Source organism: Synechococcus sp. BDU 130192 (assembly GCF_963876085.1).
Lineage (GTDB): Bacteria > Cyanobacteriota > Cyanobacteriia > Cyanobacteriales > MRBY01 > MRBY01.
In genome coordinates, this window is sequence record NZ_CAWNNO010000004.1 from 12,404 (window position 1) to 36,115 (window position 23,712).

A 23,712-nucleotide genomic window follows, 5' to 3' on the forward strand; every position below is an offset into this window, starting at 1 on the left:
CTGTCTTTAGCGCAGATTTTGTCAAGTTAAAAATTAAAGAGCGTTAACGTCATCCCCTGGGGAAATGCAGTCGCTAAAATCCTGCCCAAAGCCACGAATGATCAGCAGTGGATAGAGATCATCGTCCCCAAAACTTGACGTCCGACAAAATATCGCTATTCTAAATAAGCCCAACGGAGATTTCTAGTCAAGCATTTCCAGTGGGTTCGTGTAGAGGCCAGTCGTCCCCAAAAATACGTCCCCTCTCCACAGCACACCAGGTTTTTTCTACCCTAAAATTCCTAACCTATGGACCGAGACATAATGAACCATCAAGGCACCTTCTCCCAAAACAATCATCAAGAAACAACAAACTACTACACCGGTCCCCGTTGGCTTGTGGAAGAACGGGATGCCTGTGGTGTTGGCTTTTTGGCCTATAAAGATGGTCGCAAAACCCATAAATTAATTGAACAAACCCTGACGGCCCTCGGCTGCATGGAGCACCGGGGTGGTTGTACCGCCGACCGTGAATCCGGTGATGGTGCAGGGGTGATGACGGCGTTGCCCCACGAATTATTTGCTGAATGGTTCCAAGCGGAAGGGATTACCCAGCCAGCCCCCGAAACCTACGGCGTTGGGATGGTGTTCCTCCCCCAGGCTGAAGCAGAATGTGCAGCGGCAAAAGCGTTAGTTGAAGATGTGCTAACCCGTCGTCAATTTAAAATTTTAGGGTGGCGGGATGTACCTGTGGCCCCAGAAACCCTAGGTATTCAGGCGCGGGAAAACCAACCCCAGATGAAGCAGGTGTTTGTGGTCTCGGAACAGGGGTTAACTGGCGATGAACTGGATAAAGCCCTTTATATTGCCCGCTCGGAAATTGGGAAGCACCTCACTGATGTTTTCTATGTGTGTACTTTGTCCTGTCGCACTATCGTTTATAAGGGCATGGTACAGTCAGAAGTCTTGGGTAAGTTCTACAAGGATTTAACCAACCCGCTGTATAAGAGTGAATTTGCGGTTTACCACCGTCGCTTTAGCACGAATACCATGCCTAAATGGCCTCTGGCGCACCCGATGCGTTTGTTGGGTCACAACGGGGAAATCAATACACTCATCGGGAATATCAACTGGATGAAGGCCCGGGAAAATATCCTCGAAATTCCCGGTTGGGACAAGGATGATATTGAAGCCCTCCACCCGATTGTCAATACCGATAATAGTGATTCTTTCAATTTAGACAGTGCGATGGAGCTGTTGGTTCGGGCTGGGCGATCGCCGATGGAAGCGGCGATGATCCTCGTGCCAGAAGCCTACCAAAATCAACCCAGCCTCAAAGCACACCCGGAAATCACCGATTTTTATGACTACTACGCGGGTATGCAAGAACCTTGGGATGGCCCGGCCCTCCTCGTATTCAGTGACGGCAAAACCGTCGGCGCAACCCTAGACCGGAATGGTTTACGCCCGGCCCGCTATTGCATCACCAAGGACGGCTATATTCTTGTGTCTTCGGAAGCGGGGGTTGTGGATGTCCTCGACGAAGATATTGTGGAAAAGGGTCGTCTCGGCCCTGGCCAGATGGTCGCCGTTGATTTTCAAACCCAAGAATTCCTCAAAAACTGGGAAATCAAACAGCGGGTTGCTGAATCCCAACCCTATGGCACCTGGCTCAAGGAAAATCGTCAAGTCCTCGAATCCCAGGATTTCGTTGGCGATCGCCAGCAAAGCGAAACCGATCTGCTCCGGCTCCAAACGGCCTTTGGCTACACCGCCGAAGACGTCGAGATGATCATCAATGCCATGGCGGAGATGGGCAAAGAACCGACCTTCTGCATGGGCGATGATATTCCCCTGGCGGTACTGTCCGACAAGCCCCGTCTGCTCTACGACTACTTTAAGCAACGCTTTGCCCAGGTCACCAACCCCCCCATCGACCCCCTGCGGGAAAGCCTGGTCATGTCCTTGAATATGTACCTCGGCGAACGGGGTAATCTCTTGGATTGCGGCACCGAAGATGCCAAGGTGCTCAAACTGAATAGCCCCGTCCTCAACGAAGCAGAACTGCAACGGGTCCGGGATAGCCAACTGGGGGCCACGACCTTGGCAACGACCTATGCGATCGCCAATGGCCCCGATGGTCTCCGGGGTGCCCTCACAAGCCTCTGTGCAGCGGCGGAAGCTGCCGTTCGGGCTGGCAATAAAATTATTATCCTGAGCGATCGCACCGACGGCACTGTCGATCAAGACCACAGCTTTATTCCGCCCCTCCTAGCAGTGGGGGCTGTGCATCACCACCTCATCAGCGTTGGCCTCCGCTTGAGTGCCTCCATTGTGGTCGATACGGCCCAATGTTGGAGTACCCATCACTTTGCCTGCCTCGTGGGTTATGGGGCTTCTGCCGTTTGTCCTTACCTCGCTTTTGAAGCCGTCCGTCACTGGTGGCATATTCCCCGGGTCCAGAAGCAAATGGCCGCTGAGCAAATTCCGGCCATGACTATCGAAAAAGCCCAGGACAACTATCGCCATGCCATTGAAGCGGGGCTACTAAAAATTCTGTCCAAGATGGGGATCTCCCTGCTCCAGTCCTACCATGGTGCCCAAATCTTTGAAGCGATTGGCCTCGGCATGGAAGTGATCAATGTTGCCTTCAAGGGCACCACGTCCCGGGTGGGTGGCATGACCCTCGCCGACCTATCCCAGGAAGGGATTGCGTTCCATAGTCGTGCTTTCCCTGAACTTTCCGGCAGTAAACTGGCCAATTATGGCTTTGTGAATTACCGCAAGGGGGGTGAATATCACATGAATTCCCCTGAAATGACCAAGGCCCTCCATAAGGCGGTGGCAGCTTACAACGACGATCAGCAGGAAGCCTTTGATCACTACGGCAACTATCAGGATTATCTAGAAAATCGCCCTGCGACGGCACTCCGGGATTTGCTTGATTTCGAGAGCGATCGCCAAGCCATTGATCTCAGTGAAGTCGAGTCCGTAGAAAGTATCGTCAAACGCTTCTGCACCGGTGGAATGTCTTTAGGTTCCCTCTCCCGGGAAGCCCACGAAACCTTGGCGATCGCCATGAACCGCCTCGGTGCCAAATCCAACTCCGGCGAAGGGGGCGAAGATCCCGTGCGCTTTAAGATCCTCGACGATGTGAATGCGAGCGGTGATTCCCCCACCTTGCCCCATCTCCACGGCTTGCGCAACGGCGACACCGCCAACTCTGCCATCAAACAAATTGCCTCCGGCCGCTTTGGGGTGACCCCTGAATATTTAATGAGTGGTCGTCAGCTAGAGATCAAGATGGCCCAAGGGGCAAAACCTGGCGAAGGGGGACAACTACCCGGCAAAAAAGTCAGTGAATACATCGCGATGCTGCGGAATTCTAAGCCCGGTGTGACCCTCATTTCCCCGCCCCCCCACCACGATATTTACTCCATCGAGGATCTCGCCCAGTTAATTTACGATCTTCATCAGATCAATCCTGCCGCGAAGGTTTCCGTAAAGCTGGTTGCCGAAATTGGCATTGGAACCATTGCCGCTGGGGTCGCCAAGGCTAATGCCGATGTCATTATGGTTTCTGGCCATGACGGTGGTACTGGTGCCTCGCCCCTCAGTTCCATTAAGCACGCAGGTTGCCCCTGGGAATTGGGTGTGACCGAAGTACACAAAACTCTCATGGATAATCAATTGCGCGATCGCGTCATCCTCCGGGCCGATGGTGGTCTAAAAACCGGCTGGGATGTGATCATGGCCGCACTCATGGGGGCCGAAGAATACGGTTTTGGTTCCATTGCGATGATTGCCGAAGGCTGTATTATGGCGCGGGTTTGTCACACTAACCAATGTCCCGTCGGGGTCGCAACCCAACAACAGCGCCTCCGCGATCGCTTTAAGGGCATTCCTGAGCACGTGGTTAATTTCTTCTACTTCATCGCCGAAGAAATTCGTGCCATCTTGGCCAAACTCGGCTACCGGAGTCTTAATGAGATTATTGGCCGCGCCGATTTGCTCAAGCCCCGTGAAAACGTCAAGCTCACGAAGACCAGTGGTCTCGTCCTAGATTGCCTGACCAACCTGCCCGATGTCCGCGACAATCGCGATTGGTTAAACCACGGTGATGTGCACAGTAATGGCCCTGTCCTAGACGATGAGATTTTGGCAAATGCGGCGGTCCAACAGGCCATCCGTGAACAAGGCTCCCTGAGTCAAGAGATCAAGATCATCAACACTGATCGCTCCGTCGGTGCCCGGGTTTCCGGTTTTATCGCCAAGCAGTACGGCAATGAAGGTTTTGAGGGAGAACTCAAATTCAACTTCAAAGGCTCTGCTGGTCAAAGTTTTGGAGCCTTTAATCTCTTGGGAATGACCATGCACCTCGAAGGGGAAGCCAACGACTACGTGGGTAAAGGGATGAATGGCGGTGAAATTATCATCGTTCCCCCAACCCAGTCCCAATATGCAGCGGCAGATAACGTAATCATCGGCAATACCTGTCTCTACGGGGCGACTGGGGGCACCCTCTATGCGAATGGTCGTGCGGGCGAACGTTTTGCGGTGCGGAATTCAAAAGGTAAAGCCGTTGTTGAAGGTACTGGCGACCACTGTTGCGAATACATGACCGGTGGCGTAATTGTGGTGCTCGGTGATGTGGGTCGTAATGTGGGCGCAGGGATGACCGGTGGCCTCACCTACATTCTCGATGAACACAACACTCTCCCCGAAAAGATGAATACAGAGATTGTGAACATTCAACGGGTCGGTACCGCAGCAGGGGAAAAACAATTGAAGGATTTGATCACAGCCCACGCCGAGAAAACCGGTAGCCCGAAAGCCAAAGCAATTCTTGCAAATTGGGCTAGCTATTTACCCCAGTTCTGGCAAGTGGTTCCTCCTTCTGAGGCTGATAGCCCTGAAGCCAATGTTAATGCGGCGGCAAAGCAACTCACTTCTGTTTAATGCGAATTATGTGAATTACGCCTAATTAACCCGTAAATCTCCCGGTAATCATCGGGGGATTTTTTTTGGAGATCGCCTACCCTTCCATCTACAAAAAAAAGCGCACCATTCAAGTACGCTTGCTGAGTCAAAAATCTTGGTGAACCTGGGGGACGGACATTGTGACGTTATTAGACCAAGGCGGCTGGACGACAAGATTCTTCCCGCCATTGCTCCAGGTCAGTGAGGGAGCGATCGCGATAAACGCCATACCGTTCTTTCTTGCTCCGTACGCGCTCTGCTAGGGGCGGAATAATCCCAAAATTGGGGGGCATCGGTTGAAAATGCTTGGGAGAAGCACTGTGGATAAACTCGAAGAGAGCGCCCATCATGGTGGTTTCCGGCAAGGTCAAAGGCGTTAATCCTTGGGCTAACCGCGCGGCATTGGTTCCGGCGAGCCATCCCCCTGCTGCTGCTGCTGTATAACCTTCGGTGCCAATCAACTGGCCAGCGGCGAGGAGGGTCGGGCGTTTTTTAAATTGAAGCGTTGCTTCGAGTAACTCAGGGGAATTTAAAAACGTATTGCGGTGCATCACGCCCATGCGGACAAATTCAGCATTTTCTAACCCAGGGATCATCCGGAACACCCGCTTTTGTTCGCCCCAACGGAGATTGGTTTGGAAACCCACCATATTCCAGAGTTGACCTTGTTTATCTTCTTGGCGCAATTGCACCACTGCATAGGGACGTTTGCCTTTATTTTCGGGGGCGCGAAAATCTCCAAGGCGGGCATCAAAAAGACCCACAGGTTTTAGGGGGCCAAAACGCATGGTATCTTCACCCCGGCGGGCTAATTCTTCGATGGGAAGACAGCCTTCAAAAAACTTCGCGGTCTCCAGTTCAAAATCTTTCAATTCTGCTTGCTCTGCTTCACAAAGGGCAGCCCAAAACGCCTGGTACTGGGCTGGATCCATCGGGCAATTGAGATAGGCAGCTTCTCCCTTGTCGTAGCGAGAGGCGAGAAAGGCAATGTCTTGGTTAATACTTTCACCAACAATAATCGGACTGGCGGCATCAAAGAAGCTCATATATTCCAAGCCCGTGAATTGTTGCAGTTCTGTGGCGAGGGCAGCGGTGGTCAGAGGCCCAGTCGCTAAAACAGTAATTCCTTCGCTGGGGATTTGGTCTAGGGGTTCCCGGCGAAAGGTGACGAGGGGATGTTCGGCAAGCTTTTGGGTGAGATCTTGACTAAAAACGCCCCGGTCAACGGCTAAGGCTCCCCCCGCAGGAACCCGGTGTTGATCGGCGGTGCTGATGATCACGGATTGGAGGCGACGAAGTTCCTCGTGAAGCAATCCGGCGGCGCGATCGCTGGAGGCCGCCCCAAAAGAATTACTACAAACCAATTCAGCGAGGTCGGCGGTATGGTGGGCTGGACTTTTTTGAACGGGGCGCATTTCATAGAGCGTGACCGGAACCCCGGCTTGGGCAATTTGCCAGGCGGCTTCTGTGCCAGCGAGGCCACCACCAATTACAGTTACAGAAGGCAGGGTCTTAGTCATGGGCGGTCAAGGTCAAATAGAGTTAGGAGCGGTATTCTATCTTACATTTTGGCTTTGGGGTTTAACGATGGGGGAAGACAAAATAAAACCACCCCGGAGGATGGCTCGTGGCAAAAATTTAAGGAAAAACTTAGGGGGCGATCGCCACCGGTCTAGCCGCAGGAATATCTTGATTTACCGGGGCCGGCTCTGGTTCATCTGTTTCCGAGCCAGTTTCTTGCATTGCCAGACGATAGCAGGGGATCGTGTCCGATAAAATAGCACTCGCCATCATCCCCGTATGAATTTCTAAGATCGCCTGGGGGAGGGCTTCAAACATTAGCCGTTGCCCGGGAAAAACAACCCGCTCAAAATACCAATCTTCAACATTTGTAATACGCGCAACTTGAATTTGACTGGTTGCATTTACATAGCAGCAAAGTAGAGCTTTGTTGTCATCATTTGGGATGGGATCAAGAATTTGAGCCATGGGATTCCTGGGTAAATATTTAAATAGTCTTTTATATCTCTCGATGATAAGCTAACATCGATTGATCCCCAATGGTTGTAACGTCTACTACAAAGACATAAGCTAAGCAAAATAGTTCTTCTTGAAAGTTTGATATTTCTTTATCTATTCGCATTTTGGCAAGATGTTTTCCGAATTTTTCTTTTGTAATTTAAGTAACAATTTTTGATATAAAACCTTATTCTTAAAAGTGTTTCTGGATCCCCAAAAGAATCTTAAGAAAAAATTAAGTTCTTTAAGCTACAAAATAACGCTTGGGGCCAAGACGAAAGCCAATGGGCAAAACTCGACAAATCATCAGGAATTCCCTCACCACAGGTCACGAAGGTGAAAATTCTCTGAATTCGTCCCGAGAGTCTAGGTATCGATCCGGTGATCGCGGTAATATCGACTGATCAAATCCGTTGTTTCGCCGCTTGTTTCACCATGCCTGAGTTAGAATCTCCCCGCGTCAGGGAGCCTTTGAGTAGCCTGATTCTTTACCGTGCCTTTAAATGGGGCTTTGTGAACCCGGTGTTTCGGACGTATTTTCGGGGCCGGGTGTATGGAGTTGAACATGTGCCCAGGGAGGGGCCATTTATCGCGGTGAGTAACCATGCCAGTAACTTTGACCCACCGATTTTATCCAATTGCCTCTGTCGTCCGGTGGCTTTTATGGCGAAGGAAGAATTATTTCAGGTGCCAATTCTCAAGCAGGCGATCACTCTCTATGGCGCTTACCCAGTGAAGCGGGGAGCTGGGGATCGGGGGGCGATCCGCGCGGCGATCAAAGCCCTCGAACAAGGTTGGGGCGTAGGTATTTTTCTCCAGGGCACTCGGACTCCAGACGGTACGATCACCGATCCTAAACCTGGTGCAGCCCTCATTGCGGCGAAAGCCCAGGTTCCCCTATTACCCATTAGTCTTTGGGGCACTGAGAAAATTTTAGTCAAGGGAAAGAAAATGCCCCAATCGGTACCCTTAACCGTGCGCATTGGTGAGGCGATCGCCCCGCCCCCGGCCGTGAAAAAAGAATCCCTGAACCAAGTAACCCAAACCTGTACCGAGGTTATTAATCAACTGCACCACCTAGGTCGTTGATCTGGTGATCCAAATCACGCTACGTAAGTGATGCAAACCCCCTAAATCGATGGCAGGGTTTGTTAGTCTAACGGTAGCTATTCTTACTATCTTGCTTGTTTTACCAATAGAAATGCTGGTCGCATCGAAGCTCTAGGGCAGTCTTAGCATCGCCAAAAACCAACGATCTCAGGCAAGACCCCCTTCCCACGTCAATTCATTTAATGTTCACGTAATATTTACGAGCCATGGCCCAGGCCCAGACGGAATTTAAGATCAAGTTTTGGGGGGTGCGTGGCAGTATTCCTTGCCCCGGGCGAGAAACCGTCCGCTACGGGGGCAACACCTCCTGTGTAGAGATGTGCGCGGGAAATCAACGCCTAATCTTTGATGGCGGTACGGGACTGCGCCTGCTGGGTGAAGCGTTGGTCGCTGAATCGGTACCGATTGCTGCCCATTTATTTTTCTCCCACTCCCATTGGGATCACATCCAGGGGTTTCCTTTTTTTACGCCCGCTTTTCAGCCACAAAATCGTTTCAATATCTATGGCGTCACTGCGGACGACGAGATCCCGATTCAAAAACGGCTCCATGACCAAATGCTCCATCCCAACTTTCCGGTGCCTCTCCAGGTGATGCGGGCGGAGCTAAACTTTGTTGCCTTAGCCCTGGGGGAAACGGTGTCCCTCGGAGAAGTACGAGTCACCAATGGGCCTTTGAATCATCCCGGTGGCGCGGTGGGCTATCGGGTCGATTGGCAAGGTTTGGGGGTCGCCTACATCACAGACACGGAACATTACGGCGATCGCCTCGATGATCAAGTGCTACGGCTCGCCCAGGGGGCCGATGTCCTTATCATGGATGCGACCTACACGGACGAGGAATATCATGATCCGCACCATAGCAAAGTGGGCTGGGGCCATAGTACCTGGCAAGAGGCGGTGAAGGTGGCCCAGGCCGCCAACGTTAAGCAATTAATTTTGTTTCACCATGATCCAAGCCATGGTGATGATTTCCTCGATGGCGTCCAAGCAGCGGCCCAGGCTATTTTCCCCCGAACGGCGATCGCCCAAGAAGGAAAGACCATTATTTTGCAAGCCTCCGGAGAAGGAAATTCTGGGCTGCCTGGGTCGGCCCAAGCACTATCCGTCTGATATCGGTATAAAATACGGTCAAATGTTTCGGACTGTAAAGCGTGCGGGTAATCTCATCAACAACTGAAGCGTTAACACCCACTTGCATTGCCCTGGGCAATTTTGACGGGGTTCACCGGGGACACCAGCGGGTCATTGCCCCGGCTGTTACCCAAGCAAGGGCGCTGTCCCAAGGGGTTGTGGTAGGCGATCGCCTTTCAAATTCTCCTAAAATCCACGCCACCGTTGTCACCTTTGACCCCCACCCCCGGGAGTTTTTCTCTGGGAACCCCCAACATCTCCTCACGCCCCTCCCGGAGAAACAAGCCTTTCTGGCGCAGTTTGGGATCGAACAATTGGTATTGCTCCCCTTCGACCGGGAACTCGCGGCCCTCTCTCCCCAGGAGTTTGTCGCCGAAATCCTCGTCAAACAGTTACAAACCCAGTCCATTAGTGTCGGGAGTGATTTTTCCTTTGGTCGGGGGCGGAGTGGCAGTGCCACTGATCTCCAGGCGATCGCCAAAAGCTTTGGGATTGATGTTCATATCACGCCCCTGTGCCGGGAAGCCGAAACAAGAATTAGCAGTTCTGCCATTCGCGAAGCCCTGGCGACGGGGCAAATTCAATACGCAAATCAACTGCTCGGTCGTCCCTATTCCCTCCAAGGCACCGTAACCCATGGTCAAAAATTAGGCCGTCAAATCGGTTTTCCCACCGCCAATCTCCAGGGAGAAGCGACGAAATTTTTACCGAAATACGGAGTCTATGCGGTGCAAGTCACCAGCGATGTTTTGCCCACCGCCCAATGGGGCATACTAAACATTGGGTGTCGTCCCACGGTCACAACCACTGCCCTGCCGACGGTGGAAGTGCACCTCTTGGATTATCACCAGGATCTCTATGGGGCCAACCTGAAGGTGGATCTCCTCCATTACCTGCGTCCAGAACAAAAATTTGCCTCCCTCCAGGCCCTCCAAAATCAAATTCACCAGGATGGCGATCGCGCCCGTACCCTGCTCACCACCACCTCCAATCAGCATGAAAGAACGCATTCGTGACCTCACCGATAACCTCTCGAAAACCATCGTCGGTAAAGAGGATGCCATTCGTCTTGTCCTTGTGGCGATGTTAAGTGGCGGCCATGTGCTCCTCGAAGACGTCCCCGGCGTCGGCAAGACCCTCTTAGCAAAATCCCTCGCCCGTTCCGTCAATGGCCGCTTTCAGCGGATTCAATGCACCCCCGATCTCTTGCCCAGTGACATTACAGGCACCAACATTTGGAACCCCAGTAGCCGCGAATTTGAATTTTTATCCGGCCCTGTGTTTGCCAATGTCCTCCTCGCCGACGAAATTAATCGGGCCACCCCCCGTACCCAGTCCGCACTTCTTGAGGTGATGGAAGAGCAACAAGTGACCGTCGATGGTGAAGCCCGTAAAGTGCCTAAACCTTTCTTCGTGATTGCGACCCAGAACCCCATTGAATACCAGGGCACCTTTCCGCTCCCAGAAGCCCAGATGGACCGTTTTATTCTTTCGCTTACCCTCGGCTATCCTGGCTTTTCTGAGGAGGTGGATATGCTCCAACTCCACCAATCCCGCATTGCCCCAGAGGAACTCAAGCCCTGTATTTCCCTAGAGGAGATGCGTGAACTCCAAAGTCTTGTGAATCAAATCCACGTCGAAAAATCGATCCAGGAATATATCGTCAAAATTGTCCAAAAATCTCGCAATTACGAAGGGATTATTCTGGGGGTGAGTCCCCGGGGCACGGTGGCTCTCCAACGGGCGGCCCAGGCCTATGCGTTCTTGGCGGATCGAGATTTCATTACGACCGATGACATCAAATACCTTGCACCGTTTGTTTTAGCCCATCGGGTGATTGTCACTGGTGGCAAAGGCGCGAAGGACGTGATCAAGACTTTGGTGGCGACAATTACTGATCCTTCAACGCCCAATAGCGATTACAGTTTGCCAACGACCTAAAAACACCGTGTTAAGATTAGTAACGTTTTGTGTTTTTTAGGATTAATGGGGCAACTGGATGTTCGGCAAAATTTCCCTGGGTAGTGTGGGTTTAGTGGTGGGAGGTATTCTCTCGGTGGTGGGTTTCGCGGCCTATGGCTTTGGTAATGCCACCTTGAATTTGGCGGGAATGTTCTACGGCATCCCGATTCTTTTGGGGGGGTTGGCCCTCAAGGCAGCGGAAATTAAACCGATCGCCTACAGCAAAGCGCTTTCACCGGAATTAGAAGCACTGCGGGACAGCCAAGCAACGGCGACCCAACAGCAAATCAGAAAAGATGTGACTCGGTATCGCTATGGTCAAGATTGCCATTTAGATGATGCCCTAGAACGCCTGGGCTTAAGCCCGACGGACGAAGAACGACCCCTGTTACACCACATCCGCGAGGAATCCCGGGAAGGACGCTATGCGTTGGTACTGGAATTTAAGTCGCCGTTATTTTCCCTAGAAGATTGGCAGACCCGCCAGGAGAAAATTGAACGGTTTTTTGGCCCCGATGTTACAGCGGCGATCGCCCAGCCCACAGAAGATGAAATTGAGCTGGCATTGATTCGTGCTGAGTAGCCGATGGGGGCGATCCATTTATAAAACTTTACGATGTTGCTAAGTATTGCAAAGGAAATAAAGCAAAGGCTCAGCTTTGGGCAAAACTAGGGACAATTACGCTAAAAAATCCAAAATTTATTTAATCGTTATTTAGGAGTCAAGATTTATGTCCCTTGCCCTTACCGTTGCCGCTGCTGTGCCCACCACCATGGCCTGGAGCCCCAAAGTCGCCGTTGTGATGGTGATCTGCAATGTTTTGGCGATCGCCATTGGGAAAGCCACCATTAAGCACCCCTCCGAAGGCCCCGAATTGCCGATGCCTGATATGTTCGGTGGTATGGGTCTCCCTGCGCTCTTAGCAACCACGAGTTTCGGACATATCCTCGGTGTTGGGGTGATCCTCGGCCTAGGTAGCATGGGTGCCATCTAAGAAACCTGTGTTTGCTGGTTTGATTTGAGCTTGTCATTATTTAAAATTCGTCGTTTTGTCTTTTGTTTTGGAGAAGGTTGTTGGATCCCCGGAGTTTTTCTGGGGATTTTTGTTGTGGGGTGGTTTTAAAAAATCCAGAGGCGATCGCCGTCAGTGAGCAACAACTCCGAGCAACGCCAGCAAATTAGCTGTTTTAAAATAAAAGGCTAAACCTCCATTGCAACTGCCAGTCCAAAGTTGACCGCCCCTATGCTCGCCGAAATTAAAAGCCTTGCCGAAACCTTAGCACCCCGTTTAATTGAAATCCGTCGCCATATCCACGCCCACCCCGAACTGAGCGGCGAGGAGCAACAGACAGCGGCCTATGTGTCTGGGGTTTTATCTTCCTGCGGCATTGCGGTACAGGAGTCCGTGGGAAAAACAGGGGTGGTTGGTAACCTCCAGGGCCAAGGCACCGATCCGCGCACCCTAGGGATCCGCGTCGATATGGATGCGCTGCCGATCCAAGAATGTACAAAATTAGATTACGCTTCCACTCGCATGGGGGTGATGCACGCCTGCGGCCATGATGTACACACAACGGTGGGTCTGGGGGCAGCGATGGTTTTGGCCCAACTCCCGGAGGCGATCGCCGGTAATATTCGTTTTTTATTTCAGCCCGCCGAAGAAATTGCCCAGGGGGCGAAATGGATGGTCGATGACGGTGCTTTGGTGGGGATCGATGGGGTGATTGGCTTGCACGTTTTCCCGACCATTCCCGCTAAAAACATTGGGATTCGCTATGGTGCCCTGACGGCTGCCGCCGATGATTTAGAAATTTTTATCTACGGTGAATCGGGTCATGGGGCGCGACCCCACCAAGCCATTGATGCGATTTGGATTGCTGCCCAGGTGGTTACGGCCCTGCAACAGTCGATCAGCCGTACCCAAAATCCCCTGCGACCCATCGTCCTCACCATTGGCAAAATTAACGGGGGCCGGGCCGCCAATGTCATCGCCGATGAAGTACATATGACTGGCACCGTGCGATCGCTCCACCCAGAAACCCATGCGGATTTACCCCAATGGATTGAGAATATTGTCGCCAATATCTGCAATACCTATGGCGCGAAATATAAGGTCAACTACCAGCGGGGGGTACCTTCGGTGCAAAATGATCCCGGTTTGACAAAAATCCTCGAACAAGCGAGTCGGGAAGCCCTGGGCGATCGCCATGTAGAAATTTTGCCGGAGCCTTCCCTGGGGGCCGAAGATTTTTCCATGTACCTCGAAAATCTCCCCGGGACAATGTTTCGCTTGGGGGTCGGCCACCAAAACCGCTTGAACTATCCCCTGCACCATCCCCTCTTTGATATTGATGAAAGCGCAATTCTGACAGGGGTCGTTACCCTCGCCTACACGGCCCACAAATATTTCCAAACCACAGCCCCGGCCCCAAGCCACCAATCTCTGGAAAACATCCCACAATAGAGGGGATTATTTTTCGAGGTAACAGCAGCTATGGCTTTTCCCCAACGCGATCTCCGTCAAATCCACCGCCGCCTTGTGCCGATTATGGTCGCGCCTCTGTTGATTACGGTGTTGACGGGATCCCTGTTTCAAGTGGCTTCTTTGGCGGGCAATACGGCGGATTTTTATTGGTTGTTAGAGCTCCACCGGGGACATTTTGGCCCTGTGAATTTAGAGGTGATCTATCCTTTTCTCAATGCCCTGGGCTTGCTTTTGCTCCTGGCCAGTGGGGCGATGATCTGGTGGACGACGCGACCACGGCAGCGGCAACGCCCTTAAAAATTGGTAGGATTGGAAACATTCGCAGATTGATCGTCGGGTATGACCATAAAAATTGCTCACCTTGGGCCAGCGGGCACCAACGCCGAAGCAGCGGCACAGACCTATCAAGGATGGTTGCAGCGGGAACAATCGCCGGCTGTGGATCTAGTACCCTGCCAAAGCATTGCCCAGAGTTTGTATGCCCTCGCCCACGATGAGGTGCAATTAGCGGTGATCCCGGTGGAAAATTCGATTCAAGGGTCGGTGGCGATCTCCTTAGATTTGGTCTGGGAATTGCACCCTTTATCCATCTGCCATCAAATTATTCTGCCCATCCACCATGCCCTAATTTCCTTCGCCCCAGACTTTAGCGACATCAAAGAAGTCCGCTCCCACCCCCAGGCCTTGGCCCAATGTCAACGGTGGCTGGAAAAACATCTGCCCCATGCGGCCCTCATTGAAGCGAATTCAACCACGGCGGTCTTGGGTAGCCTTAAGGACAATCCTCACCTAGGGGCGATCGCCGCGCCCCGGGCAGCACATCTTTACCACTTACCCATCGTGGTGGATGCCATTGGTGATTTTCCGCAAAATTGCACCCGGTTTTGGGTTTTAGGGAAGGAAGTCCAAACGGCTGGGGATGTGATTTCCCTTGCCTTTACCCTGCCCGCAAAAATTCCTGGGGTTCTCGTGAGTGCCCTAGAGGTCTTTGCCCGCCGCAAAATTAACCTCAGCCGCATTGAATCGCGCCCCACGAAACGCTCCCTGGGGGAATATTTATTTTTTGTCGATCTCGATGGTTGTCTTACAAATCCCGATGTTCAGGCAGCCCTGACGGAACTCCAGACCCACACAGAAATTTTAAAAATCCTCGGCAACTACCGCACGATTCCTTTAGTTTCCCTAGGGGCAACGCCCGCCCCTGATCTCCAGGTGTAGGATGCTCGTTTTTTGTTTGAAAAAATAGGTGAATTACGGACAAACGACTCCTTAACTAGCGATGGAGGGAGAATTCACCGGAGCTTCGGAAGAGACAGTCGTCGTCCCATTCAGGCCAGGGTTAGTTTGGCTGGGTAGGCGCTGCTCAATCATGGCGATCGCCCTGGTTACACTTTCGGGGAAAATCACCACCAGAGCTTCCTGGGGCGCTTCATCGAGGGCAACATTCAAGGCCCGTTGTTCATCAAGAATGGTTTCGTATTGGCAATTGGGATTTTCTTCTTGAATCCCCTGGCGGATTAAATCTGCCACTTCCCCTGCGTGGCGGCCCCGTTTGTCATCGTCTTCTTTAACGATAATTCGGTCAAAAACCGCAGCGGCAATGCGCCCCAACAAAATTAAATCCTCATCGCGGCGATCGCCAGGGCCACCCACCACCCCGATTCGTTCGCCGGGCCAGTTTTTCACAAAGGCACCAACGGCCTCATAACCCGCCGGATTATGGGCATAGTCCACCAGCGCGTGGTGCGTTCCCAAATCAAAAAGGTTCATCCGCCCTGGGGTCTGGGCTGCCGAAGGCTTAAAGGTGCGTAACCCCTGGCGAATATGTTCAATATCAACGCCCTGGGCAAAGGCGGCCAAACAAGCAGCGAGGGCATTGGCGATCATAAACGGAGCCATGCCCCCCATTGTCACCGGCGCGTGCTTCACATGCTCCACCTGCAGCTTCCATTCTCCTTCTAACAACGTCAGATAACCATTGTCATAAACCGCTGCGAGGCCACCCCGTCGTATGTGCTCTAAAACCAAGGGATTATCCGGCTGCATCGAAAAATAAGTGACCTTACCCCGCACCTTTTCGGCCATGGCGGCAACGAGGGGATCATCCGCATTCAGAACCGCATAGCCATCGGGACTAACTGTTTCAGCAATCACGCCCTTGACCTGGGCCATTTGCTCAATGGTATTGATATCCCCTAGACCTAGGTGATCTGCTGCGACATTGAGTACGACTCCTACATCACAGCGATCAAAGGCTAAACCAGCCCGTAAAATACCGCCCCGGGCTGATTCCAGGACGGCCACTTCCACCGTTGGGTCTTGGAGAATCATCGCCGCACTTTGGGGGCCAGTATTATCACCCTTTTGGGCGAGATAGTCACCGATGTAAACCCCATCTGTGCTGGTATAGCCCACGACTTTTCCCGTTTGGCGATAGATATGGGCCGTTAAACGGGTAGTGGTAGTTTTGCCATTGGTTCCCGTCAGGGCAATGATGGGGATCCGGCTGGGGGCACCATCGGGATAAAGCATATCCAGTACCGGGGCCGCCACATTTCGGGGTAAACCACGGCTTGGCGCCACGTGCATCCGAAAACCAGGGGCCGCATTGACCTCCACAATCACCCCATCGGTATCGGGGAGGGGCTGAGTAATGTCTTCAGTAACCACATCAATCCCGGCAATATCCAAGCCAATAATTTTGGCCACCCGCTCAAAGAGCCACACATTGTAGGGGTGGATATCATCGGTACGATCAACGGCAATGCCCCCGGTACTGAGGTTCGCCGTGGCTCGCAAATAGGCAATTTCTCCGTCCTGGAGTACGGTATCCAGGGATAAGCCTTGGCGATCGAGCACCTTCAGGGCTGTTTGGTCGATGACGATGCGAGTGAGGACATTATCATGGCCGTCGCCCCGGTTTGGATCGCGGTTTGTTTCTTCGATGAGGGTTTCAATGGTTGAGTGACCATCCCCGACCACATGGGCTGGTACCCGTTCGGAGACAGCAACGAGCTTACCGTTGATAACCAATACCCGGTGGTCACTACCTTTGTAGTAACGTTCTACGATGACGGAGCGGGTTTTTGAGGCTTCACTGGCGAGATCGTAGGCGTGTTCTGCGTCGGCCCAGGTTTTGATATCAATGGTAATGCCACGGCCATGGTTGCCATCGAGGGGTTTAATCACAATGGGATAGCCACCGACATCTTCAATGGCATCCTCAAGGTCATCTAAATAGCGAATCACGGTACCACGGGGCACGGGGACACCCGCATCGGCCAGAATATTTTTGGTGCCTTCTTTGTCACAGGCTAATTCAACGGCTAAAATGCCAGATTGGTTGCTGAGGGTGGCTTGCAATCGTCGCTGATGTAGGCCATAGCCCAGTTGAATCATGGAACGGGCACTGAGCAATGACCAGGGAATCCCACGGGATTCGGCTTCTTTGACGATGGTTTCGGTACTGGGGCCGAGGGCTGAGCTGGCACAGAGATCTGTGAGATCGGCGAGATCCTGCTCTAGTTCTTTGGGAGAATAGCGCCCAGTATCAAGGATGGATTGACAGAGACGTACGGCGGCCCGTCCGGCATAACGTCCTGCTTGTTCGTAGATATATTCAAAAACGACATTGTAGACACCATGATCGCCAGTGGCCCGGGTGCGACCAAACCCAACGGGCATACCCGCTAATTCTTGGAGTTCGAGGGCGACATGTTCCACGATGTGACCCATGAGAGTTCCTTCCCGGACACGACTTAAAAAACCACCCCGGCAACCGGGGGAACAGTGGTGTTCGACGAGACTCGGGAGGGTTTCGCTGAGGGCTTCGTAGAATCCGCTAATTTCGTTGGAGGGGATTTCCGCAATTTCTTCGAGATCGAGACGCATGACGATCAACTTTTTGCGTCGAATACTCCAATAATTGGGGCCTCTGAGGGTTAGGGTCTTGAGGATTCTCATAGGTTGGCGTGGTTGAAAGTCTGGTGGGGCTGGGCGCAAATGCCGCTGGGTGGACGATAAGCGGCGTTAGACCAATGCTATCCGCAGCAGTGGCCTGTCAAGGGGAAATGGTGAACTGGAGTATGACATTTGGCGATCGCCCTAGAATTGCTAATTATTCTAGGACAATTTGTTCGTGGATTATTTGTCGGTTAGTGACCATCATTTAAAGGTTTCCGGACATTGGCCGATGGTTTTTGAGGTCGTAGCGATCGCCATGGCAGAGAATATGCAGATGCAAATTGTGGAGACTCAGCGGTTCCGATGTATCGACACGGGACTGATTTGTGTGGGTCAAATCCTGGGCATCAACAATGGTGACTGTCCCCCGGCCCAGGACTTCTAAGTACCCTTCCTGTTCAAAGACCGCCGCCGTATCTTCGTCAATGCCAATCCCCAGGCGGTCTGGATGCACGGCGATCGTACTCAGGAGACGCACCATGCGATTGCGGTTGTGAAAATGCTGATCGACGATAATTTCTGGAATCATCCCCAGGCCCATGGCCAAATCCACCAGACCCCGGTTGGGAGATTCGCCGCTACTGCCCCCAGCGATCATATGGTGGCCCATCACCGCGGCCCCGGCGCTAGTGCCAGCGAGGGTGATTTCGCCGCTGTGAATTCGTTGACGAATGCGTTCCATTAGTGGCGTATCTGCAAGTAGACCACAGAGGCGAAGCTGGTCGCCGCCCGTCATAAAAACGCCAGTACAATCTTCAACAAATTCTTGGTAATAGCGGTCTTCAGCATGGATGCGATCGCGCACGTCTAAGACCTTAACCTTTGCGACGCCCATATCCTCAAAGATCCGTTGGTAGCGATCGCCAATCAGTAACGGTTCGCGGGATGCCGATGGAATAATGGCGATCGCCGCTCCAGTGCCCCCAGACCGTCGGAAAAACGAAGCGAGAATTTCCTTACCATGAACCTTATCTTCCGCTCCCCCAATGACAAGGATGGAACTCTTAAAAGAAGTTTGCTGAGCAAGAGAAGTTTCTGACGGCATTAGTTTAATCTTGAGGACAGGTGAGAGGCGAAATTCCAGATCCATTTGCACTTGGTGAAGCCACCATGGGGGCCGAGCCATTGACCAGATTCCTGCGGTCTGAACCCTTACCAAAAGAACCAGAGAAATCCAGAAAAATCCCCACAATTATTGCATAGTCCTTGTCATTCTCAAATTAGCTGATTATTCTTTTTTAGGTCAAAAAACCATCACTTTCACTCCCCCTTTTTCTATGGCTTTACATTTCGATCTTGTGACCCTTTTTCCAGATTTTTTTACCTCGCCGCTCCAGTCCGGCCTCCTGGGAAAAGCTTTAGGGAAAGGCATTGCCACCGTTAACTTCACTAACCCCAGGGATTTCACGACGGATAAACACCGGAGTGTTGATGATGAACCCTATGGGGGCGGTGCGGGGATGTTATTAAAACCAGAACCCCTCTTCGCCGCAGTCGAGTCTTTACCCGTGCAACCTAAGCGGGAAGTGATCTTGATGACGCCCCAGGGACAACGGCTCGACCAACAACTTTTGGCGGAATTAACCACCTATGACCAGTTGGTTCTAATCTGCGGCCATTATGAAGGGGTTGATGAGCGGGTGCGGGAGCATTTGGTAACCCGGGAAATTTCCTTGGGCGATTTTGTCTTGACCTGTGGCGAAATTCCGGCGTTAACGTTGCTCAACGGCGTGATTCGCTTACTGCCGGGCACGGTGGGCAAAGAAGCATCCCTGAAAGCCGATAGTTTCCAGGTGCCGCTGTTGGACTATCCGCAATATACGCGCCCCGCTAAGTTTCGGGAGTGGGAAGTACCGGCGGTCTTGCGGTCTGGTAATCACCAAAAAATTGCGGAATGGCGTTTGGCCCAGCAAATCCAACGCACCCAGGCCCGACGACCGGATCTTTGGGAAGCGTGGCAGGCTTCCGAAGGGGAGGTTCAGGAATGATTGTGAGTCTTTATCACCGATTATTGGGCATGATGTTGGCGATCGCCAGCCAATTTGAGGGCCATGACACCTCGCCCCTGCTCCTTTCAATGCAGACCCTGATGAACCAATACAGCGAAACCGGCACACCGGGCAGTTGGCGGCCCCCGTTTACCGAAGAGCCCTTAGAAAATGCGTTTTTGTTGTTGCCACTGTTGGTGTTTTGCCACGAAGATCCCCAGGATTTAGGCGATCGCCTGGGAAAATTTGACCCGCCCCCGGCGCAGTACCCTATGGTGCTGGATTTGGCTGGAGCCTTGAGTGCTTGTTTCCGAGAAAAACTTACCCCTGGGACATTCCGCACCCACATCGCGCAATATTCCCCGGTCGGCACACTACTACCATCCCCCTGGACTCCCCAACAGACCTGGACAAGCTTCAGTCGGACGATTCGAGCCGAAAAACAGCTTGATCAGGCAACGCGACAACTTTTGCTAATCTATGGGGTGATCGCCTATGGTGACGGGCGTTGGTCAGAGAGTTTCGCCCTAGTCCGGTCAGAATCGAGTATTATCAGCCTTTGGGTCGCCATTTTTGTCGGTGTCCTCCGGGGCGATCGCCATTTACCCCTATGTTTACGGCTACATCATGATTTAGAGGCAATGGAAACCCAAGTCTTACAGTTTTGGAGCCGCTGGTCGGGACTTCCCCCAGAAAATCAGTTACAGTTGGAGCAGGTACCCCTTATTGCAAGTCAGTCCGTTCTCCAATATCGTCCCCAGCTTCAACTTATTTCCCAACGCCACCTTGTTTAGCATCCCGCGATCGATTGCATCTTTCTGCACTGGGTGGACGTCTGAATGAATCGCATCTTTTTTCAATTTGCATATGAATTTTTGGTCTAATTCCAAACAGCATCGGGGCCAAGGGCAATCTCCCACCCGGCGGAAATCGCCTAGTCAACTTTCTGCTTCGGTATTGGCAGTGGTGGCAGTTACATCCTTGACTAGCGTGATTGGCGATCGCTTTTATAACCAGCCGCAACTGGCGGTGGATACCATTGCCCCGAAGACGATCACGGCTCCCAGCGATGGTGAATTTGAGGATACCAAGACCACTGAGGCAAAACGCCAGGAAATTCGCCAGGGCGCAATCCCTAGTTTGAAGCGAGATCCAGAAGTTACGCCAGCTATCAAGCAAGACCTCAAAACCCTCCTCGATGACATTAGCCGAGTCCGTACCATTTCCGGTGAATTTCCCTTTCTCGATCCCCAAATTTTATCGATTCCGAGCCAAACAACACTCCGCCAAGCCAGCGCTGCCCAGTGGGAAACAGTATTGGCGATCGCCGATCAACTCGAAATTTCTCCCCTGCCGCCCCTTGATACCCTGCTGCCCACGGATGCAAATTTGGCGACCCCGACCCGGGAACTCTACGCCTATGCCGGGGGAGCTGGCCCTGCGGCAGTGCAAAGGGTGATCACGACGATCATGGTGGCCCGGGAAGGCTACCAACAGGCGATCGCCGAAGCCCAAACCACCTTTAACACTGACCTGTTTCAAACCCACCAAACCTTTTTACTCCGCCTGTCTGACGCAGAATGGGAGCAAGTCCGTAATGATATTCTCCAGGCTGGCGATCGCATTTTGACCCAAGGGATTCCCCCAGGCATTTCCCCAAGCCTCCTCCAAGAAACTATCCAGGTACAACTCGAAAACGATAGATCCGGGCGCGCCTTTGCCATCGACACTTTAAGCCAAACCCTGCGCCCCAACCTGATCGAAGACCGCGAAGAAACCAAACGCCGTTCCGAACAGGCAGCCCTTGCCGTAGAACCCGTCGTTGTAAGCATTGATTCGGGCGAGGTCATTGTCACCAAGGGAGAGCAAATTAGCCAGGAAGATTTTGTGCTACTCGATGGCTTTGGCCTCAGCGATCGCCAAATTAACTGGTTGGGTCTCGGCGGTTATGCGCTCCTAGTTAGCGGTGGCGTTGCCATAACCATCCTTGTCGTTACCAAAACCAAGAAAAACCTGCGGCGGCGTGATTGGGTGCTGCTGCTGCTCATTAGCCTGAGTACCCCCCTCCTGGGCCTGACGAAATTTCCCTACAACAACAACTTACCAGCCGTCGGATTACTCACCGGTAGCCTCTACCATCCCCACATTGCGATCACCCAAGTGGCCCTCTTATCCGGGATTACGGGCATTAGCAACGAAAACATTAAATGGGATCACCTCATTGCGGCCACCGTCGGCGGAATCATTGCCGCCCAACAGAGCGGCAAATTGCGATCGCGCGAAGAACAAGCCAGCCTTGGCTTCACCATTGGGGCCATGCAAGCTGTCGTTAGCCTCGCCTGGAATCTCATTGCCAGTGCCAGTGCCGAAACCCTCTGGTATGTCCTCTTACCAGAAGCATTGATTTTTGGCTTCTCTGGCACCGTCTGGATTATTATTGCCCTCGGACTATCCCCCTATCTAGAACGCTTCTTTGAACTGCTGACCCCCATTCGCTTAGCTGAACTTTCCAACCCGAATCGTCCTCTACTCGCCAAGCTTGCTAAAGAAACCCCCGGAACCTTCCAACACACGCTATTTGTCGCCTCCCTCGCCGAAGCTGCTGGTCGCCAATTAGGCTGTGATGTGGAATTAATCCGCGCTGGAACTCTCTACCATGACATTGGCAAGACCCATGACCCCGAAGGCTTTATTGAGAATCAGCAGGGTGGCCCCAATAAACATGACCAACTCAGCCCCTATGAAAGCGTCGAGATTATTCGCAAGCACGTAACGGAAGGGGAAAAAATGGCCAAAAAACACAAGCTACCCAAGGCAATCCGTGACTTCATCCCAGAACACCAAGGGACGATGCAAATTTCGTATTTTTATCATCAGGCCCGTGCCCTTGCCGAAAAAGAAGGCCACCCCCCAGACAGTGTGGATGAACAGTTATTCCGTTATGCTGGCCCGATCCCCCAATCAAGGGAAACAGGGGTGGTAATGCTGGCAGATAGCTGCGAAGCAGCCCTACGTTCCTTGAAAGAAGCGACCCCAGACCAGGCGGCAATTATGGTCAATCGTATATTTCGGGCCCGTTGGCAAGATGGTCAATTAGCTGAATCTGGCATTGCAAAAAATGAGTTGCCGTCCATTGTGGATGTTTTTGTAAAAGTATGGGAGCAGTACAACCATAAGCGTATTGCTTATCCCCAGGCCGTATTGGAGTCTCGCCGTTAACCCCAGGACAGAAATTGTTAAGATCTGTAAATAAGTACTCTAGGCTCACCCATGGAATTGACATACCTCGACAGTAATAGCTGGCTCATTGAGATGGCCGGAAAACGTATTTTGCTAGATCCTTGGCTAGTGGGTTCGTTGATGTTTGGGAATACGCCTTGGTTATTTAAAGGCGATCGCCCCCAGGATCGTCCCATTCCCGAAAATATAGATTTAATACTCCTATCCCAGGGGCTACCGGACCATGCCCACATACCTACCCTAGAGCAGTTGGATCATGCATTACCCGTTGTCGCTTCCCCTAATGCGGCCAAGGTCGTGGAGTCTCTGGGTTATCAAACCATCCACACCCTAGAGCATCACCAGAAATACACCATTGATAATTTAGAAATTCTGGCTCTGAAAGGGTCTCCGGTGGGGCCAACCACTTTGGAAAATGGCTACCTGCTCAAGGATCTCAGCACTGGCCAAACGCTCTATTACGAACCCCACGGCTACCATTCCCCGGAGTTGAAGCAGTATGCTCCGATTGACGTTGTGGTGACGCCATTGATCAATCTTACTCTGCCCCTCCTCGGCCCCGTAATCAAAGGTCAAGCCAGTGCCCTACAGGTTTGTGAATGGCTAAAACCCCAGGTCATTTTGCCCACCGCCGCTGGTGGAGATATCAACTTTGAAGGGCTGGTGATGAAATTCCTCAAACCCCAAGGTACGGTCGCTGACTTTAAGCAGATGCTCCATGAAAAACAACCCGACACCCTGGTTTTAGAACCGACGCCAGGGACTCCTTGTACGGTTTTGGCTTAAAAAATAACCCCATCCAAAGTCCTGCCCGAATCCTGAATGAGCTATACTAAAAAACTGCTCACATAT

At 52.2% G+C, this 23,712-nt stretch carries 18 protein-coding genes; 14 read left to right on the forward strand and 4 right to left on the reverse strand.

Annotation, left to right across the window (positions count from 1 at the left end; translation table 11 throughout):
* The first annotated feature begins 303 nt into the window (after positions 1-303).
* Positions 304-4,938, forward strand: coding sequence for a glutamate synthase large subunit (gene gltB / locus AACT35_RS01765; protein WP_099238404.1), 4,635 nt, complete (start codon positions 304-306; stop codon positions 4,936-4,938).
* Between the two features lie 170 nt (positions 4,939-5,108).
* Here the strand turns inward: gltB and trmFO are convergent, their stop codons facing one another.
* On the reverse strand, positions 5,109-6,479 hold the full coding sequence (gene trmFO / locus AACT35_RS01770) for an FADH(2)-oxidizing methylenetetrahydrofolate--tRNA-(uracil(54)-C(5))-methyltransferase TrmFO (protein ID WP_099238406.1): 1,371 nt from the start codon (positions 6,477-6,479) through the stop codon (positions 5,109-5,111).
* A 130-nt stretch (positions 6,480-6,609) separates the two neighbouring features.
* Complete coding sequence (locus AACT35_RS01775; RefSeq protein WP_030006887.1) at positions 6,610-6,948, reverse strand: DUF1830 domain-containing protein; 339 nt, start codon at positions 6,946-6,948, stop codon at positions 6,610-6,612.
* A 465-nt stretch (positions 6,949-7,413) separates the two neighbouring features.
* Between AACT35_RS01775 and AACT35_RS01780 the strand changes: the two genes are divergently transcribed.
* The 9 genes from AACT35_RS01780 to pheA all read left to right on the forward strand — a co-directional run bounded on the left by AACT35_RS01780 (position 7,414) and on the right by pheA (position 14,887).
* A complete protein-coding gene (locus AACT35_RS01780) occupies positions 7,414-8,067 on the forward strand; it encodes a lysophospholipid acyltransferase family protein (protein WP_099238408.1) in 654 nt (217 codons plus the stop codon).
* A 227-nt stretch (positions 8,068-8,294) separates the two neighbouring features.
* Complete coding sequence (locus AACT35_RS01785; protein ID WP_099238410.1) at positions 8,295-9,200, forward strand: MBL fold metallo-hydrolase; 906 nt, start codon at positions 8,295-8,297, stop codon at positions 9,198-9,200.
* Positions 9,201-9,241: 41 nt separating this feature from the next.
* Positions 9,242-10,237, forward strand: a complete 996-nt coding sequence (locus tag AACT35_RS01790) for a bifunctional riboflavin kinase/FAD synthetase (protein WP_012307994.1) — start codon at positions 9,242-9,244, stop codon at positions 10,235-10,237.
* Entirely contained in the window at positions 10,218-11,162 is a 945-nt protein-coding gene (locus tag AACT35_RS01795; RefSeq protein ID WP_012307995.1) for an AAA family ATPase, read from the forward strand. Before AACT35_RS01790 ends, AACT35_RS01795 begins: the two co-directional genes overlap by 20 nt.
* A 58-nt stretch (positions 11,163-11,220) precedes the next feature.
* Entirely contained in the window at positions 11,221-11,766 is a 546-nt protein-coding gene (locus tag AACT35_RS01800; RefSeq protein WP_099238412.1) for a DUF2854 domain-containing protein, read from the forward strand.
* A 148-nt stretch (positions 11,767-11,914) separates the two neighbouring features.
* Positions 11,915-12,178 (forward strand): photosystem I reaction center subunit PsaK, encoded by a 264-nt coding sequence (gene psaK / locus AACT35_RS01805; RefSeq protein ID WP_012307997.1) that lies wholly within the window; start codon positions 11,915-11,917, stop codon positions 12,176-12,178.
* 249 nt (positions 12,179-12,427) lie between these two features.
* On the forward strand, positions 12,428-13,648 hold the full coding sequence (locus tag AACT35_RS01810) for a M20 family metallopeptidase (protein ID WP_099238414.1): 1,221 nt from the start codon (positions 12,428-12,430) through the stop codon (positions 13,646-13,648).
* A 30-nt stretch (positions 13,649-13,678) separates the two neighbouring features.
* Positions 13,679-13,966 carry a hypothetical protein gene (locus AACT35_RS01815; RefSeq protein ID WP_099238416.1) on the forward strand — a complete coding sequence of 96 codons (288 nt, stop codon included), beginning with the start codon at positions 13,679-13,681 and terminating at the stop codon, positions 13,964-13,966.
* Positions 13,967-14,008: 42 nt separating this feature from the next.
* Positions 14,009-14,887, forward strand: a complete 879-nt coding sequence (pheA, locus tag AACT35_RS01820) for a prephenate dehydratase (RefSeq protein ID WP_099238418.1) — start codon at positions 14,009-14,011, stop codon at positions 14,885-14,887.
* A gap of 51 nt (positions 14,888-14,938) precedes the next feature.
* Here pheA and cphA read toward each other — a convergent pair whose 3' ends face one another.
* Both cphA and AACT35_RS01830 read right to left on the reverse strand, forming a co-directional pair.
* A complete protein-coding gene (gene cphA, locus AACT35_RS01825; RefSeq protein ID WP_099238420.1) occupies positions 14,939-17,632 on the reverse strand; it encodes a cyanophycin synthetase in 2,694 nt (897 codons plus the stop codon).
* A gap of 205 nt (positions 17,633-17,837) precedes the next feature.
* Positions 17,838-18,677, reverse strand: a complete 840-nt coding sequence (locus AACT35_RS01830; protein WP_012308002.1) for a cyanophycinase — start codon at positions 18,675-18,677, stop codon at positions 17,838-17,840.
* A gap of 232 nt (positions 18,678-18,909) precedes the next feature.
* On the opposite strand from AACT35_RS01830, the gene trmD reads away from it, so the two are divergent.
* The 4 genes from trmD (at position 18,910) to AACT35_RS01850 (ending at position 23,646) form a co-directional block, all read left to right on the forward strand.
* Positions 18,910-19,620: a tRNA (guanosine(37)-N1)-methyltransferase TrmD gene (gene trmD, locus AACT35_RS01835; RefSeq protein WP_030006894.1), complete on the forward strand. Its 711-nt coding sequence runs from the start codon at positions 18,910-18,912 to the stop codon at positions 19,618-19,620.
* A 2-nt stretch (positions 19,621-19,622) separates the two neighbouring features.
* Entirely contained in the window at positions 19,623-20,414 is a 792-nt protein-coding gene (locus AACT35_RS01840) for a hypothetical protein (protein ID WP_143596763.1), read from the forward strand.
* Between the two features lie 73 nt (positions 20,415-20,487).
* Positions 20,488-22,839, forward strand: a complete 2,352-nt coding sequence (locus AACT35_RS01845) for an HD family phosphohydrolase (protein WP_099238424.1) — start codon at positions 20,488-20,490, stop codon at positions 22,837-22,839.
* Positions 22,840-22,890: 51 nt separating this feature from the next.
* Positions 22,891-23,646 carry an MBL fold metallo-hydrolase gene (locus tag AACT35_RS01850; protein WP_099238426.1) on the forward strand — a complete coding sequence of 252 codons (756 nt, stop codon included), beginning with the start codon at positions 22,891-22,893 and terminating at the stop codon, positions 23,644-23,646.
* Positions 23,647-23,712 lie beyond the last annotated feature (66 nt).

Coding starts and splice junctions, on each gene's coding strand:
- AACT35_RS01845 (WP_099238424.1), top strand. CDS start 20,488: ATGAATTTTTGGTCTAATTCCAAACAGCATCGGGGCCAAGGGCAATCT.
- AACT35_RS01780 (WP_099238408.1), top strand. CDS start 7,414: ATGCCTGAGTTAGAATCTCCCCGCGTCAGGGAGCCTTTGAGTAGCCTG.
- trmFO (WP_099238406.1), bottom strand. CDS start 6,479: ATGACTAAGACCCTGCCTTCTGTAACTGTAATTGGTGGTGGCCTCGCT.
- gltB (WP_099238404.1), top strand. CDS start 304: ATGAACCATCAAGGCACCTTCTCCCAAAACAATCATCAAGAAACAACA.
- AACT35_RS01775 (WP_030006887.1), bottom strand. CDS start 6,948: ATGGCTCAAATTCTTGATCCCATCCCAAATGATGACAACAAAGCTCTA.
- cphA (WP_099238420.1), bottom strand. CDS start 17,632: ATGAGAATCCTCAAGACCCTAACCCTCAGAGGCCCCAATTATTGGAGT.
- trmD (WP_030006894.1), top strand. CDS start 18,910: ATGGCTTTACATTTCGATCTTGTGACCCTTTTTCCAGATTTTTTTACC.
- pheA (WP_099238418.1), top strand. CDS start 14,009: ATGACCATAAAAATTGCTCACCTTGGGCCAGCGGGCACCAACGCCGAA.
- AACT35_RS01815 (WP_099238416.1), top strand. CDS start 13,679: ATGGCTTTTCCCCAACGCGATCTCCGTCAAATCCACCGCCGCCTTGTG.
- AACT35_RS01785 (WP_099238410.1), top strand. CDS start 8,295: ATGGCCCAGGCCCAGACGGAATTTAAGATCAAGTTTTGGGGGGTGCGT.
- AACT35_RS01800 (WP_099238412.1), top strand. CDS start 11,221: ATGTTCGGCAAAATTTCCCTGGGTAGTGTGGGTTTAGTGGTGGGAGGT.
- psaK (WP_012307997.1), top strand. CDS start 11,915: ATGTCCCTTGCCCTTACCGTTGCCGCTGCTGTGCCCACCACCATGGCC.
- AACT35_RS01830 (WP_012308002.1), bottom strand. CDS start 18,677: ATGCCGTCAGAAACTTCTCTTGCTCAGCAAACTTCTTTTAAGAGTTCC.
- AACT35_RS01850 (WP_099238426.1), top strand. CDS start 22,891: ATGGAATTGACATACCTCGACAGTAATAGCTGGCTCATTGAGATGGCC.
- AACT35_RS01810 (WP_099238414.1), top strand. CDS start 12,428: ATGCTCGCCGAAATTAAAAGCCTTGCCGAAACCTTAGCACCCCGTTTA.
- AACT35_RS01795 (WP_012307995.1), top strand. CDS start 10,218: ATGAAAGAACGCATTCGTGACCTCACCGATAACCTCTCGAAAACCATC.